We start from the raw sequence: 14874 nt of genomic DNA, 5'->3' as shown, positions 1-14874 counted from the left end.
TTACTTCCCGATCGCCGTGCGGATGTTGTTCACGGCGTCGTCCCAGGCCGTGGCGGGGTTGCCCGACCCCTGCTCGACGTTGGTGAGGGCGTTGAGGAACTCCGAGCCGATGGTGGCGGTGTCGGGCCCCATGTGGAACGGCTTCAGCCCCAGCACGGCCTGGGTGTAGATCTGCCCGGTCGGCGCGCCGGAGAAGAACGGGTCGGCCTGGCCGGTGAGCTTCGGGTCGTTGTAGACGGCGGGCGTGGTCGGCAGGGACCCGACGTCGAGGAAGTGCTCGAGCTGGCGCTGCGGCGACTGCATCTCCTTGATGTAGTTCCAGGCCGCCTCGGGGTTCTGCGCGCGGGCCGGGACCGCCAGGTAGCTGCCGCCCCAGTTGCCAGCGCCGCCGGGGATCGTCGCGACGTCCCACTTGCCGCTCGTGTCGGGCGCCGCCCGGCGGATCTGGTCCAGCATCCACGCCGGCGCGGACACGACCGCGAAGTCGCCACGGGGCAGCGCGGCATTCCAGGCGTCGGCGCCGAAGGAGATCTTGGCCGAGATGCCGGCCTCGAGTGCCTTGAGCGTGGTGTCGAACGCCGCCTTGACCTCGGGGTTCTTGTCGTAGATCAGGTTGCCCGCGTCGTCGTAGTACTTCTGCGAGACCTGGTTGACGGCCTGGTAGAACACGCTGGTCGGCGCGTTGTCGACGAACGGCTTGCCGGTCGCGGCCACGTACTTCTTGCCGGTCTCGATGAAGGCGTCCCACGTCGGCCACAGCTTGGAGACCGACTCCCGGTCGGTGGGCAGGCCGGCCGCGGCGAACAGGTCCGTGCGGTAGACGACGGCCATGCCGCCGACATCGGTGGGGATCCCGATGATCTGTCCGTCTTGCGCCGTCGCCTGCTCCATCACCCAGTCCAGATAGTCACCCTTCATCTGGTCGGCGCCGCGCTCACGCAGGTCGAGGAAGTTCTGCGGCTGCTGCACGAACTTGGGCATGTCGTCGCCCTGGATGAGCACCAGGTCGGGAACCTTCCCGCCGGCGAGGGCCGTGGCCAGCGCCTGCGCGGTCTCCGTCGTGCTGCCGACCTCGGTCAGCTTGACCTGGATGTCGGGGTGGTTGCGTTGGTAGATGTCGACGTCGTGCTGCTGGTCGATCCCGCTGAACGACCAGAACTCGAACGACTTCGGATCCCCACCGCCCCCGGATGCGGAGCCCGGGGAGCAGGCTGTGGTCGCTGCGAGTGCGGCTGCTGCGAGCAGCACGAGCAGGCTGGAGCGGAGTTTCACGGCGGTGTGTCTCCGTTCGAAAGTTTCGACACTGGATAGGGCGATGTGGCCGTCGAGACGCGCGGCGAATGTAATGGGCGACACAGTATAACGTCAAACCTACCCAGAAGAGTGACGTCGCGCTCGAAAGTTTCGGTTCTGAGACCTGTCAGTTACCGACACTCGATGCGCCTCGTCGACCGAGTAAGGATGCCGATGCCCCCGTCGACCGCCCGGGCAGTGATCGACCTCGACGTCACCGGTCCGACCATCAGCAAGCACCTGTACGGCCACTTCGCCGAGCACCTCGGCCGCTGCATCTACGGCGGGTTCTGGGTGGGCGAGGACTCACCGATCCCCAACGAGGGCGGCCTGCGGCTCGACGTCGTCGAGGCCCTGCGCGCACTGGACATCCCCAACCTGCGCTGGCCGGGTGGCTGCTTCGCCGACGCCTACCACTGGCGCGACGGCGTCGGCCCGAAGCAGGACCGTCCGGTCATGGTCAACTCGCTGTGGGGCGACGTCGAGGAGAACAACCACTTCGGCACCCACGAGTTCATGGCGCTGTGCGAGCTCCTGGGCGCCGAGCCCTACGTCAACGGCAACGTCGGCTCCGGGACCGTCCAGGAGATGAGCGAGTGGGTCGAGTACCTCACCCGCGACGGCGACTCGCCGATGGCCCGGCTGCGCAAGGCCAACGGCCGGGACCAGCCGTGGAAGGTCCCGTTCTGGGGGATCGGGAACGAGGCCTGGGGCTGCGGCGGGCACATGCGCGCCGACACCTACGCCGACCTCGCCAGCCGCTACGCGACCTTCCTGCACAACCACGACGGCAATGAGCTGTACCGGATCGCCGCCGGCGCCGCGGACGACGACCTCGCCTGGACCGAGGCCCTGATGAAGGCCGTGAGCTGCCTCGGCTGCACGAGCCGGCCCCGCGGCATCTTCCAAGCCGTCTCGTTCCACTACTACTCGTTCGCCGGCGACGGGATCTCCAAGGGCTCGGCCACCGAGTTCACCGATGAGCAGTACTACCGGACGATGGTCAAGGCGGCCGACATCGACCGCGTGATCGCCGGCCACAGCGCGGTGATGGACGCCTACGACCCGCAGCGCCGGGTCGGGCTGGTGTGCGACGAGTGGGGCACCTGGTGGGAGGCCGAGCCCGGCACCAACCCGCGCTTCCTGTACCAGCAGAACACCCTGCGCGACGCGCTGGTCGCGAGCCTGCACTTCGACATCTTCCACAAGCACGCCGCCCGGCTGCGGATGGCGAACATCGCCCAGACCGTCAACGTGCTGCAGGCGATGATCCTCACCGACGACGACGGCGGCCTCGTGCTCACCCCGACCTACCACGTGTTCGCGATGAACAAGGGCCACCAGGACGCGGCATCGGTACCGGTGCACCTGGTCGAGAAGCCGGCAGCGGTAACGGTCGGCGACGACGGGCTCGACCCGTTGTCGATCTCCGCCAGCACGAAGGACGGCAAGGTACTGGTCTCGCTGAGCAACCTCGCGCTCGACACCGACACGACCGTGCGCCTCGACCTGCGCGGCCGGGCGGTGACGGCCGCCCGGGCGCGGATCCTCACGGCCGACGAGCCCCAGCGCCACAACACGTCGGCGGCACCGGACGCCGTGGCACCGGCCGACCTCGCGGTCACGCTGCGCCCCGGAGCGCTGGGGGCCGCGGAGCTGGTGGCGGTGCTGGCCCCACACTCGTTCACCACGGTCGAGCTGGACCTGGCCTGACCGCCGGGCCGGTGACCGGCGTCAGGTACTGCGGGTGGACTCGCGCTCGACGATCCGGGGTTCCGGCATGACCACCCGGGCCGCCCCGCCCGTCGACGGCGCGTCGATCCGCTCCATCAGCAGCGCACAGATCGCGTCCGCCATCTCGTCGTTGCCGGGCTCGACCGTGGTGAGCCCGGGAACGGTGAACCTGCTGTCGTCGAGGTTGTCGAAGCCGATCACCTGGACGTCCTCCGGGACCCGGCGGCCGGTGTCGGCCAGCGCGCGCAACGCACCGATCGCCGCCGAGTCGGTCAGAGCGAAGACCGCATCGAACGGGACACCCCGACCGACCAGGTCCCGCACCGCTGCGTAGCCGTGGTGAACGCTGAACCCGCAGGAGACGATCAGCTCGTCGCGGACCGTCGTGCCGGTGGCCGCGTGGGCGTTCCGGTATCCGCGGGTCCGCAGGCCCGGCATGGTCTCGTCCTGCTCACCGGCGCCGGCGAGCAACACGATCCGCTGCGAGCCGGTGCGGATGAGAAGCTCGGTCGCCATCCGTGCGCCTCCGACGTTGTCCATGAGGACGTGGTCGAACCGCGCCGGCACCGCCTTCTCACCGATCAGCACGACCGGCGTGTCCAGGCTGAGCCGATCGAGGTCGGCCACCTCTCCCGCGACGACGCTGAGCACGAACCCGTCGTAGCCGCTCAACCGCGGCGCCGTGAGGGCGTCCAGCTCGGCCACCCGGTTCCCGCCCGTCCGCTCCACCGCCAGCCGCATCCCGTGCGCCGCGAACCGATCGGCCAGCCGCTCGGCGAGCTGGGCGTAGTACCCCGGCGCGAACCCCGGCACGGCCAACCCGACAGCCCCGGTCCGCCCCATCCGCAGGTTCCGGGCCGTCAGGTTGACCTGGTATCCGAGTTCTGAGATCACCGCCAGCACCCGAAGCCGCGTCGACTCGCTCACCCGCTGCACGCGCCCGTTGATCACGTTCGAGACGGTCATCGTGGACACCCCGGCGCGGCGGGCGACGTCGGTCATGGTCACCCCACTCCGCCGACGTGCGACTCCGTTCACTCTCCACCTTCTCGCCCGGCCGTGCGGCAGAGATTACGCATCCACGCCGGTCGACCGTGCGCCGTCTCCTCACAGGCTCCGGGGAGGACGAGGTAGCCCGGGGAGCGGCGCGTGCCGCTCAGGCGAGGGCGCGGGTCTGTTCCACGGCCAGCGCATCCACCAGGTCGTTCATCTCGTCGCCCGAATGGCCCTTCACCCAGCGGAACGACACGTCGCCGCGCTCGTTGACGAGCGTGACCAACGGCTCCCACAGGTCCCGGCTGACGACCGGCTTGCGGGCGCTGGTGACCCAGCCCCGGTCGAGCCACCCCCGCCACCAGGCGTCGCGGAAGCAGTTCACGACGTAGGTGGAGTCGCTGACGACGACCAGTGGCCCGGGCAGCGCGCGCACCGCCTCCAGCGCGGCCCGGATCTCCATGCGCTGGTTGGTGGTGGGGTTCTCCCCGCCGCTGCCCTGCCGCCCGTCCCGGGTGGCCCACGCCCAGCCGCCCGGCCCCGGGTTGCCCGAGCACGCCCCGTCGGTCCACACCTCCAGCGCCCCCTCGGCGGCGGGCATGTCCGGCCGCTGGGTGGTGCGCTTCGGACGGGCCGCCGTCGCCCTCGGTGCCGCGGCGGCCGCCGCGCCGCCCGCCTCCGGCGTGGCACAGGCAGCGTGTGCCCAGGCCGTACCGGACCGGCCGATCTCCTCGCCGGGACTGATGCGGGACGAGCAGACCTTGCAGGTGGTGGCGTACTTGGCGGTCATCGGCACGCCGGCCAGCCTAGTGAGGGGCCTCCGGGCCCGTCGCCCGTCCCGGCGGCCCGTCCGGAGGGTGCCTACGTCGGGACGGCCGGAGATGTAGCCGGCGAGCTGTCACCGGTCGACTCGTCGGCATAGACCATGAGGGTGGACCCGCCGATGGCGAGGACGATGCCGATGAGCCCGTAGACCGATGGCGTGGTCCGGTAGACGATGAGCGAGAGCACGCTCGTGAGCACGGGCGCGAGCGCGTTCGTCACCGGCGCCACGATGGTCGCCTTGCCCCGGGACAGCGCCATGACGAGGAACAGCGCGCCGACGGCGTTGAGCAGCTGGGTGCCCAGCGTCAGGGCGGGCGCCTGCCACGGAGCGTCGCTGGGGAACGCGCCCATCATGATCCAGGCGACCGGGACGAGGAGCAGGCCGCTGACCGTCATCCAGGCGAACGTCGTCGCGTCGTTCACACCGGCGTTGGCGGCCTTCTTCATGTAGTAGGCCTGGACACCCCAGGCGACCATGACGATCAGGGCCAGGATCAGCCACGGGCCACCGGCGGCGTCGCCGGACCCGCTGGTGACGCTGAACAGGACGATGGACCCCAGTGCCGCGACGACGCCGATGGTCGCCAGTCCGCGGATCCGTTCGCGCAGGATGACCACCGCCATCAGCACGGTGATGGCCGGGGAGATCGAGATGAGCGGGAAGATCAGGTAGGCCGGCCCGATGGTGAGGGCCTTGAAGAGCACCAGTTGGCCACCTGCGCCCGTGAGACCGACGACGAGGCCGTAGCCGGCGGCAACGGGTCGCCGGTCGAACGTACGGCCGCGCATGGCGAAGTACGCCGGGATGAGCATGGTGAACGCCCAGAGGATGTACACCATCTCGTTGGGATAGCCGTACAGCGCCGTCGGGGTGCCGGAGAACGCTCCCCACACGCCCCAGAACAGCACCAACAGCCCGGCGTACGGGATCCACCGGGTACCGCCGACGCGGGTGGCTCCGCTGGTCGACGTGGATGCGCGGTCACTCATCACTGCCTCCTCCTTGGGGCAAGGTGCTTGCGTACGCGTGCAGCCCGTCGACGACCGTGGCGCTCAACGGCCGGCCGGCCAGCCGTGCCGCGTACAGCGCGGCTCCGAGCACCGGGGGCAGGAGCGGCTCGCGCAGGTCGACCGGAGAGTCGGCGAGGTGCTCGTGGAAAGCGGCGCGGACCTCGCCGGACGCGAAGACGCCACCCGACCACGACACCGGCACCACGTCGCCGGGTGCGTAATCGAGCCGGGCGATGGTGGCCGTGACCAGATCCGCAAGCACCCGGCCGGCCTCGTGGAGGATCTCCACGCAGACCTCGTCGCCGTCGGCGGCGGCCGCGGTGACCACGCGCGCGAGGGACGCGACCTTCGCGCGGTCGCCCCGCCAGCGGTTGACGACCACATCGACCAGGTCCAGGTCGGCGGCGAGCCGCAGGTGGGAGGCCAGCCGCTCCCGCAACGGGCCGCCGGCCAGCCGCCCGTCGGACATCTTCGCGAACGCGCTCAGTCCGCGGATCGCGATCCAGTAGGCCGACCCCTCGTCGTCGAACAGCTCGCCCCACCCGCCGACGCGCAGCTTGCGCCCGCCGTGTTCGCCGTAGGTCATGGACCCGGTGCCGGCGATGACGTTGACGCCGTCCACCGCCCCCAACGACCCCGCCCAGCCGGCGACCATGTCGTTGTCGCAGCCGTACCGCCGATGGCCGAGGACCCGGGCCGGGATCGCGTCCAAGGTCTCGATGTCGCTGCTGACCTCGCCGTAGCCGGGGAGCGCGAGGAACGCGTAGGTGATCCGGTCGGTCGTGAGGACGGCTTCGTCGCAGACGGATGCAACGCCGCTGCGGATGACCTCCTCGACGAGGTCGATGCTCTGCCCGAAGTAGTAGCAGCTGGGCGCCAGTGCGGTGGCGAGGAGCCTGCCGTCGCCGTCCAGCAGCGCGAAGACGGTCTTGGTGCCGCCGCCGTCGACACCGAGGAACACATCGGGGCCGGTGGACGGTCGCGTCGAGTCACTGGTCGAGCGCATGGATGGTGACTCCGTTCACGACCCGGTTGACCTCGCGGGCCGGGAAGGGGTTGTCGGGGTCGAGCCCCAGCGCCCGCGACTGCGCCAGCGCGACGTGTTGCGCGGCCAGCAGGAGCACCGGCGCGACGGTGGCGTCTGCGAGGTGGCCCAGCGCAGGGAACGACCAGGTCTCCTCCCCGGCGTCGTCACGGCAGCCGATGGAGATCACGCGCTCTTCGGGCAGCGTCGCGCGGAGCTCCCGGACGATGTCGAGGTCGTAGCGGCGCGTGTACGGGTCGTTGGACAGGTACACGACCACGACCGTCGTGTCGGTGAGCACCGACTTGGGCCCGTGCCGGAACCCCAGTGACGAGTCGAAGTAGCTCACGACGCGGCCGGCGGTCAGCTCGAGCAGCTTCAGCGCGGACTCGCGGGCCAGTCCGGTGAGCGGGCCGCTGCCGAGGTAGACGAACCGGTCCGACCGCTCCTCGGCCAGCGCGCGGGCCCGCTTCTCCAGGTCGGGCAGAGCGGCTGCGGCCGCGTCCGCCAGCTGGTCGATGTCGCGGCAGCCCCCGAGGACCATCAGGGCGGCGAGCATCATGCTGGTGACGCTCGACGTCATCGCGAACCCCTGGTCGTTGGTGCCCGGCGGCATCAGCAACACCAGGCTCCGACCCGCCCGCTGCCGCTCGGGCCCGCTCAGGGTCCGGTACAGCCCGCCCTCCGGGTTGCAGGTCAGGACCAGATGCCGGCAGTCGCTCAGCACCGTGTCGGCGAGCCCGACCGCGGCGAGGGACTCGGGGCTGTCCCCGGAGCGGGCGAACGAGACGAGCAGCGTGGGTACGTCCGCGGCGAAATGGTCGTGCGGGTTGCTCACGATGTCGGTCGTGGCGACCGCGTCCACCCGGCGGTGGAGGGTCCGGGCCAGCCCGGGCGCGAGGATCTGGCCCGCGAACGCAGACGTGCCGGCACCGGTGAGCACGATCCGGAGGTCGTCGCGGGCCAGCAGCGGCCCGAGGAAGTCCTCGATCTCCTGCCGACGGCCGCCGAGGGAACCGGCCAGCTCGCGCCAGGCGGCCGGCTGCTGTGCGATCTCCCGTGCGGTCCACAGATCTGCGGCGTCGGCGGCGGGGTCCGTGCCGGTCATGCGGAGGCTTCCTCCTGACCGCAGGCGTACGCGTAGTCGCGCAGCACGTCGCGGACGTGGTCGATGACGAGCGCACGGGCCTGGGCGGGGAGCTCGCCGAGACGCACGCGCCGGTACTGCTCGGGCAGGTACTGGCTGAGCATGGGCATCGGGATGCCGGTCATGTCGAGGTTGCGGAACAGCCGCTCCACCGCCAGGGCCACCGCCGGGTCGGGCCAGTAGTAGCGGGACCGGTCGCTGTAGCTGTAGCGGCGAGCCAGCCGCTGCTGGTCGGGATCGCCCTCGTAGTAGCCGGTCCACCACGTCGGGTCGGTCAGCATCGCGGCCTCGAGGGCGGTCCCGAGGTCCGACCGGTCGGCCTCGGCGACCAGCTCGTCCTCGATCGCCGCCAGCCCGAACAGCGCCTCCCGCAGCGCGAACGTCAGTCCCGGCCCCACCTTGAGCACCGCCCAGCTGTCGCGCACCAGGTCGGCCAGCGCGGTCCGGGTCTGGTAGTCGGTGGAGTGCGCCTCGAACACGAGACCCGGGAACTCGGCGATGGCACTGCTGAGCTGCCGAGCCGCGGCGCGCTCGTAGTCGACGACCCGGACGTGGTCGAACTCGACGCCCGGCTGGACCACGAGCGCGATCACCTGCTCCCACGCCGTCGCGGCGCCGGCCTCGGTGAACGCCGCCTGGTGCTCGGCCACGGTCGCGCGTGCGGACTCGGGGGTGGTGGGGGCGAGCGCGTCGATGGTCTCCTGCGCGCCGCCGGGGACGGGTACCTCGGTGCCGATCACGTAGACGAGGTCTACCGGGTTCTCTCGCTCGCCGGCGGCCTTCTCGGCGACGCGAGCCAGCCGGGCGGCCCGCTCCGCCACGAGTACGCCGGGCAGTGGGACCGGGTCGCCTGCGCACGCCATGCTGCAGTCCAGGTGGATCTTGACGTATCCCGCACGGACGTAGGCGGCGACGAGGGCCTCCGCGCGTTCCATCGCCTCGTCCGGTCCCAGGTCACGCCACCGGTTCGGGCCCAGATGGTCGCCGCCGAGCACGACCCGGTCCAGCGGCAGGGCCACCCGCTCGGCGGTCCGGTGCACCAGCGCGGCGAAGTCGGCGGGTCGCATGCCGGTGTAGCCGCCGTACTGGTCCACCTGGTTGGACGTGGCCTCAACCAGCAGCAGACCGCCGTCGTCCACGGCCTGCATAGCGGCCGCCTCGATCACCAGCGGGTGTGCCGAGCAGACGGACGTCACCCCGACCGGCTCGCCGGCCCGGTTCCGGATCAGCCGGTCACGGAGCACCTGCGCGGGCTGAGAAGAGCCTGGAGTGGGCGGTTCGAACATGCCGGGAGACGCTATGTATGCGCATATCGGTCTGCAATGAAACCTATACTGGTATCATACTGGTATGCTTAGCATGTCCCGCGGTCTCCGCCCGTTGGAGCTCCCCCGCGGTGCCCTCGACCCGAACTCGGTCCCGCTCTACGAACGGGTCGCCGGGCAGCTGTGGGACGACCTGCGGGCCGGCGGGGCCCGCAGCGGCGACCGCCTTCCGTCGGAGCGGGTCCTCACCGACCGCTACCACGTCTCCCGGGTGACGTTGCGGTCCGCGCTGGCGCTGCTCGCCGAGCGCGGCGCGGTACAGGCCGCGGCCTCCCGTGGCTGGTTCGTCGCCGGTGAGATGACGACGGCGACCGCCACCGCACACGTCGAAGGGTTCGCCGACTACGCCCGCAAACACCGCATCCCGACCAGCGCCAAGGTGCTGATGTCGCGCGTCCGTCCCTGCACGGTGCAGGAAGCACAGCGGCTGCGGATCGCGCCCGGCGAGGACCTGTTCGAGATGCGGCGGCTGCGCTTCCTCAACGACATGGTCGTCGTGCTCGAGCACAACCGGCTGCCGCTCGCCCTCTGCCCGGCACTGCCCGACACCGACTTCACGCAGAAGTCGCTGTACGCGACCCTCCTGGTCGCCGACCCGCCACAGATCCCCCGCCGCGCCGAGTACGCGGTGGAGGCGCGACCCCCCAACCGGCAGGAACGTCGCGTCCTGGAGCTCGACGGGACCTCCGTCCCCGTCCTGATGGCGCGCCAGCTCACCTACAGCCAGCACGGCCACCCGCTGGAACTCACCGACCAGGCATACCGGGGCGACCGCTACCAGTTCCGCGCCTCCATCATGTAGGTCGGACGTCGCCGCACGGGTCGGGGTGATCGTCCGGATCGGCAGCGAAGTGATCAGTTCAGGCTGAGGAAGTCACATCCCGACCCGATCCGACGGCGGTCGGAGAAGCAGGTCCACGGCGACAGCGCGAGGAGAAGGTGTTCTCTCCGCCGCGCAGCCGCAGGCGAGATCTCGAACGTGCTCACCTTGAACACGGTGTCACCGCCATTGTCCGTTGCTTCACGGGACGTCCCCCTGTGTCGGACCGCGAGCTGTTTGCTTTCCCCTTCCATCGACAATGCTGCCCTGAGCCGTTGGACGACGACGTCCAGATACACTTGCTCACTCGTCGGCCGATCGCGAGGCATGTGCACGTGCACAGTCAGCAGCTGTGATTCCGCAGGACCGGTCCATGTGTCATTTCTGGTCCACTTCAGGGCAACGAAGCAGGTCGGAGCAGCCGTCTTCCCTTGAGTGGCACCGTCGACACGGTCTGCGTAATTCATGAGAAGCTCTCTCAGCATGGCGTCCCGGAAGATGAGATTGAACACGGTTAAACGAATGTCCATGCTGATCATCCCGTCAATCGAATCCGCGCTGCGTCATATGGGCCCGACCACGCCGGCGGACAGCTTCCAGCTCCCGCCGTCGTACGACAGAAGTTCGGACAAGAGCTGCTCGCAAGTGTGGGCCGGTCGAGCTGTGAACACGCTGAAAACGCAATCCAGCCCGGCCGGTGGCGCGCGATGCGGCGCGGTCGGGGAATCGCGCGTGCGCCGCAAGGGCCTGACCGTGAGCAGTGCTTCACCGGGCCGGATCGGCGCGGTGCATCCAGCAGGACGAGCAGGTGCCGAGGACCTCGACGGTGTGGGTGAGGTCGGCGAGCCGGCCTGCCCCGCGGCTCCGAGGTGTAGCCGTCAGGGCCAGCTGACCGCACCGCAGCCGGGCGCCGGCTACGCGGGTGTCTGCACGGACGGTTCCCCCGGTTGCCGGCCGGTCCTCTCCTGTTCCTTCTCGCGGCGGATGATCAGCCCCAGCAGCGGTACCAGCGCGAGGCCGACCAGGGACGCGACCGCAATCGTGTAGTACGGCGCCATCAGGCTGTCGGTGGCGCTCTCGATGAGGCCGTAGACGAAGGGGCCGACGAACCCGCCGACGATTCCGATCATGTTGATGAAGGCGAGGCCGGCCGCCGCCATCAGGCCCGACATGCGTGACATGGCGACCACCCAGAACAGCGGCAGGGTGCCCAGTGCGAAGAAGTTGGCGACGTAGATCAGGGTGATGCTCAATCCCACGCTCGTGGAGAGGATGAAGGTCACCAGGATCAGCAGGCCGGCGCCGGCGCACAGGCCGATGAGGGTGATCTCGCGGCCGACACGTCGTTGGAGCCACGGGAAGAACAGCACTCCCGCGAGTCCGGTGAGGCCACCGCCACCGGCCACGACCCCGATGAGGAAGGGGCTCTGGATGCCGAGCGACTGCACCAGCGCCGGGAAGTTGAACCCGATGCCCGAGCTGATCGCCTGGTTGATGAAGTAGATCGCAGCCAGGAGGACCACGACGGGCCGACCGAACGCGTAGCGCAGGTTCCCGCGCAGATGGGTCCGGGGCTGTTCCTCGTGTCCCACCGCCCGTTCCGTGAGTACGGCGGCCTCGTCCTTCGTGAGCCATTTCGCGTCCGCGGGCCGCCCGGGCAGGAGGAACCAGACCAGCACACCGACGAGCATCGTGACGATCCCCTCGACGAGGAACATCCACTGCCATCCGTGCAGGCCACCGACCCCTTCGAGCTCCATCAGCGCCCCGCCCATCGGGGATCCGAGGAAGATCCCGAGGCAGGGCGCGGTGTAGATCAGGCCCACCACCATGCCGCGGTGCTTCTGCGAGAACCACAGCGTGACCATGTACATCATGGCCGGGAACAGGCCCGCCTCGGCGGCGCCGAGCAGCACGCGCAGGACGTAGAACGACAGCTCGTTCTGCACGAACATCATCGCGGCGGAGACCGCGCCCCACGTCACGGCGATGCGGGTGATCCACAGCCGCGCCCCGATCCGGTAGAGGACGAGGTTGCTCGGCACCTCGAGCAGGGCGTAGCTCACGAAGAACAGGCCCGCGCCCAGCCCGTAGGCGGCCGCGCTGAGCCCGATGTCGGCCTCCAGAGCCGTCTTCGCGAGGGCGACGTTCGTCCGGTCGACGTAGGACATGAAGTACGCGATGGCGAGCACCGGCAGCAGCCGCGCCATGGCCTTCTTCGTCGCGAGTTCGTGCAGCAGGTCTGTCGCGCTCGTCATCGGGTGGCTCCGGCTTCGACGTCGATGTGGATCCGGGGGCGCACTGCCAGGTGCTGCCGGTGCAGCCGTCGCACAATTGGGCCAACCACCAGCAATACTACCGAGTATCACGGTAAAGTCGTCGTCACGGAGTGTCAACCGCTGCAAGCGAGGCACGCGGGGATGCCCGGGTGCGAGCGAGGAGGAGCCGGTGGGCACGAGCCCCGAGGTCGAGGCCAGCGCACGGAGCAGGATCCTCGACGCCGCGGCGGAGGCGTTCATGCGCAGCGGGTTCGCCACCACCACGATCGACGACATCGCGCACGAGGTGGGGGCCACGAAGGGCCTTGTCTACTACCACTTCCGGTCGAAGTTCGACATCTTCCTCGCCGTGTACGGGGAGGGCATGCGCCGTGTCCGGGAACGCGTCGAGCCGCACGCCGAGGGCCCCGGCGCCGGTCGCGACCGGCTCGTCGCCATGTCGATCGCCCACCTGCTCAACCTGATGGAGGACCTCGCCTACCACCACGTCGTCCACCAGGCGGTGCGCGGCGAGGCGATGACCGCGCTCAAGCCCCGTCAGCGCGACGCCCTGCTGGACCTGAACCGGCTCCGCAACGACTACGAGCAGATGTTCCGCCGCGTCGTGACCGAGGGGATCGACGACGGCTCGTTGCGCAGGGTGGACCCGACCCTCGCCACCAGGACCCTGCTGAGCAACCTCAACGCCGTCGACATGTGGTTCCGCCGGATCGACGGCCAGACCGGCGACGAACTGCACGACCTGGCCGGCCGGATCGTCGACCTGCTCGTCGTCGGCCTCGCCGGCTGACCGTCGGGTCGGTCGGGAGCGTCAGTGACCCCCCGGGGTTCTCGGTGGAGACGGGTTCAGACACCCGCGCGAGTGAACGTCACATGCGTGACTCCACTGGGCGAAGGGGTGGCCTCGACCTCGTAGTGCTTCTCGAGGCCTTCCAGCCCGTCCCACAGGCGCACGCCGCGGCCGAGCAGGATCGGGACCACCGCCGTGTGCAGGTGGTCGACGAGCCCGGCGGCAAGGAAGTCGCGAAGCACGGTGGGACCTCCGCCGATGCGCACGTCCTTGCCGCCCGCAGCCTCGCGGGCCGTCTCGAGCGCCTCGGCGGGCGAGGCGTCGATGAAATGGAAGGTCGTGCCGCCTTCCATCTCGATCGATGGGCGCGGGTGATGGGTGAGGACGAAGACCGGTGTGTGGAACGGCGGGTTGGGGCCCCACGCACCCTTCCACTCCGGGTCCTCGTGCCATCCGGGGTGGCCCCACTTCCCGGCACCCATGATCTCGGCGCCGATCCCCGGATCGTGCTGCCGGACGAAGGCGTCGTCGACGCCGCCGCTACCGCCGGGCTGCCACCACCGGGTGGCGAACATCCACTGGTGCAGCCGGTCCCCGGCGTGACCGAAATGCGCATCGGCGCTCTGACCCTCACCGGTGCCGAAACCGTCGAGCGAGATGGCGAAGTTATGGACGCGGGCGAGTGACATGACTGCTGTTCCTCCGGTGGACGGGGATGCCGGTTGCCTCGTGCGGTCCCGATCGGGATCACGCGGTGGAAGCGTGCGACGAATCGACACATACGTCCAATGGCAATCCTCATGCAGTTCCATAGATAGGGTCGATGCATGCTGGACGTCACCAGACTGCGTGTCATCGACGCACTCGCCCGGCTCGGATCGGTCACCGCGGCGGCGAAGGAGCTGCACTACACGCAGCCCACGGTCAGCCACCACCTCGCCAGGCTCGAGGCCGAGACCGGCGCGCAGCTGCTGCAACGGGCGGGCCGCGGGATTCGGCTCACCTCCGCCGGGCAGCTGCTGGCCTCCCGGGCGTCCGAGATCCTCGGGCGAATCGACGCCGCGGACGCCGAACTGGCCGCACACGTCGGACTGAGCGCCGGGCGGGTCCGCTTGGCCAGCTTCTCGTCCGTGATCGGCTCGCTCATCCCGCGGGCGGTGGCAGTGCTGACCGACAGACATCCCGGCCTGCAGATCGGCCTGACCGACACGCAGCCACCCGAGGCACTGGAACTGCTGCGCACCGGGAAGATCGACGTCGCGATCATCTTCCGCTACCACGACACGGAACCTGAACCGGAGAACGTCCGCCTGCACCACCTGCTCGACGACCCGCTGTACGTGCTGTCCACCCGCCCCGGGCAGACGCTGTCCACGCTGCGCGACGCCACCTGGATCGCCGGCTGCGCCCGGTGCCGCCGCCACCTCCTGTCGATGTGTGCCGAGGAAGGGTTCGAGCCCCGGATCGGCTACACCTCCGACGACATGGTCGTGATGCAGGCGCTCGTCGCCGCCGGCCTGGGCGTGACGACCAGCCCCGGGCTTGCCCTGCGCGCCCACCGCGCGACAGGCATCGTGGCGAGCGAGCTACCCGGATCGCTCCAACACATGTACGCGGACACCTACGGCGAACC

Annotated in this window: 14 protein-coding genes; 4 read left to right on the top strand and 10 right to left on the bottom strand. The window is 69.9% G+C overall.

All coding sequences use genetic code 11. The annotated features are described in order from the left end of the window. The gene (locus tag HF577_RS19605; RefSeq protein ID WP_169397355.1) at positions 1–1272 is read right to left on the bottom strand and encodes an ABC transporter substrate-binding protein; all 1272 of its coding nucleotides are present in this window, start codon (positions 1270–1272) and stop codon (positions 1–3) included. A 195-nt stretch (positions 1273–1467) separates the two neighbouring features. Between HF577_RS19605 and HF577_RS19600 the strand changes: the two genes are divergently transcribed. Beyond that, positions 1468–3006, top strand: coding sequence for an alpha-N-arabinofuranosidase (locus tag HF577_RS19600; protein ID WP_169397354.1), 1539 nt, complete (start codon positions 1468–1470; stop codon positions 3004–3006). A 21-nt stretch (positions 3007–3027) separates the two neighbouring features. Here HF577_RS19600 and HF577_RS19595 read toward each other — a convergent pair whose 3' ends face one another. From HF577_RS19595 to HF577_RS19570, 6 genes are all read right to left on the bottom strand, one after another. After that, positions 3028–4029 carry a LacI family DNA-binding transcriptional regulator gene (locus tag HF577_RS19595; protein ID WP_169397353.1) on the bottom strand — a complete coding sequence of 334 codons (1002 nt, stop codon included), beginning with the start codon at positions 4027–4029 and terminating at the stop codon, positions 3028–3030. Positions 4030–4183: 154 nt separating this feature from the next. Beyond that, positions 4184–4810 carry a ribonuclease H family protein gene (locus tag HF577_RS19590; protein WP_211174531.1) on the bottom strand — a complete coding sequence of 209 codons (627 nt, stop codon included), beginning with the start codon at positions 4808–4810 and terminating at the stop codon, positions 4184–4186. 71 nt (positions 4811–4881) lie between these two features. Continuing rightward, positions 4882–5835 (bottom strand): DMT family transporter, encoded by a 954-nt coding sequence (locus tag HF577_RS19585; RefSeq protein WP_169397352.1) that lies wholly within the window; start codon positions 5833–5835, stop codon positions 4882–4884. Continuing rightward, positions 5828–6862, bottom strand: coding sequence for an N-acetylglucosamine kinase (locus HF577_RS19580; RefSeq protein ID WP_211174528.1), 1035 nt, complete (start codon positions 6860–6862; stop codon positions 5828–5830). Before HF577_RS19580 ends, HF577_RS19585 begins: the two co-directional genes overlap by 8 nt. Then, complete coding sequence (locus HF577_RS19575; RefSeq protein ID WP_169397351.1) at positions 6846–7988, bottom strand: SIS domain-containing protein; 1143 nt, start codon at positions 7986–7988, stop codon at positions 6846–6848. The genes HF577_RS19580 and HF577_RS19575 overlap by 17 nt, the downstream gene beginning before the upstream one ends. Continuing rightward, entirely contained in the window at positions 7985–9313 is a 1329-nt protein-coding gene (locus HF577_RS19570) for a D-tagatose-bisphosphate aldolase, class II, non-catalytic subunit (protein ID WP_169397350.1), read from the bottom strand. Before HF577_RS19570 ends, HF577_RS19575 begins: the two co-directional genes overlap by 4 nt. A 64-nt stretch (positions 9314–9377) precedes the next feature. Here HF577_RS19570 and HF577_RS19565 point away from each other — a divergent pair, with 64 nt between their 5' ends. Further along, the gene (locus tag HF577_RS19565; protein WP_246266700.1) at positions 9378–10154 is read left to right on the top strand and encodes a GntR family transcriptional regulator; all 777 of its coding nucleotides are present in this window, start codon (positions 9378–9380) and stop codon (positions 10152–10154) included. Positions 10155–10207: 53 nt separating this feature from the next. On the opposite strand, the gene HF577_RS19560 is transcribed toward HF577_RS19565, so the two are convergent. Together HF577_RS19560 and HF577_RS19555 are read right to left on the bottom strand one after the other, a co-directional pair. Continuing rightward, complete coding sequence (locus HF577_RS19560) at positions 10208–10711, bottom strand: hypothetical protein (protein ID WP_169397349.1); 504 nt, start codon at positions 10709–10711, stop codon at positions 10208–10210. Positions 10712–11086: 375 nt separating this feature from the next. Continuing rightward, complete coding sequence (locus HF577_RS19555) at positions 11087–12430, bottom strand: MFS transporter (protein ID WP_169397348.1); 1344 nt, start codon at positions 12428–12430, stop codon at positions 11087–11089. Positions 12431–12620: 190 nt separating this feature from the next. Here HF577_RS19555 and HF577_RS39320 point away from each other — a divergent pair, with 190 nt between their 5' ends. Further along, on the top strand, positions 12621–13241 hold the full coding sequence (locus HF577_RS39320; protein WP_312859239.1) for a TetR/AcrR family transcriptional regulator: 621 nt from the start codon (positions 12621–12623) through the stop codon (positions 13239–13241). A gap of 56 nt (positions 13242–13297) precedes the next feature. On the opposite strand, the gene HF577_RS19545 is transcribed toward HF577_RS39320, so the two are convergent. Then, positions 13298–13930, bottom strand: a complete 633-nt coding sequence (locus HF577_RS19545; protein ID WP_169397346.1) for a dihydrofolate reductase family protein — start codon at positions 13928–13930, stop codon at positions 13298–13300. Positions 13931–14068: 138 nt separating this feature from the next. On the opposite strand from HF577_RS19545, the gene HF577_RS19540 reads away from it, so the two are divergent. Further along, positions 14069–14874: LysR family transcriptional regulator (locus tag HF577_RS19540; RefSeq protein WP_169397345.1), on the top strand; the 806-nt coding region annotated here is incomplete at its 3' end.

The organism is Pseudonocardia xinjiangensis, from assembly GCF_012911925.1.
In the GTDB taxonomy this organism is placed as follows: Bacteria; Actinomycetota; Actinomycetes; order Mycobacteriales; family Pseudonocardiaceae; genus Pseudonocardia; species Pseudonocardia xinjiangensis.
Note: the sequence above shows the minus strand (reverse complement) of the source record. Positions and strands in the feature narration are given on the sequence as shown.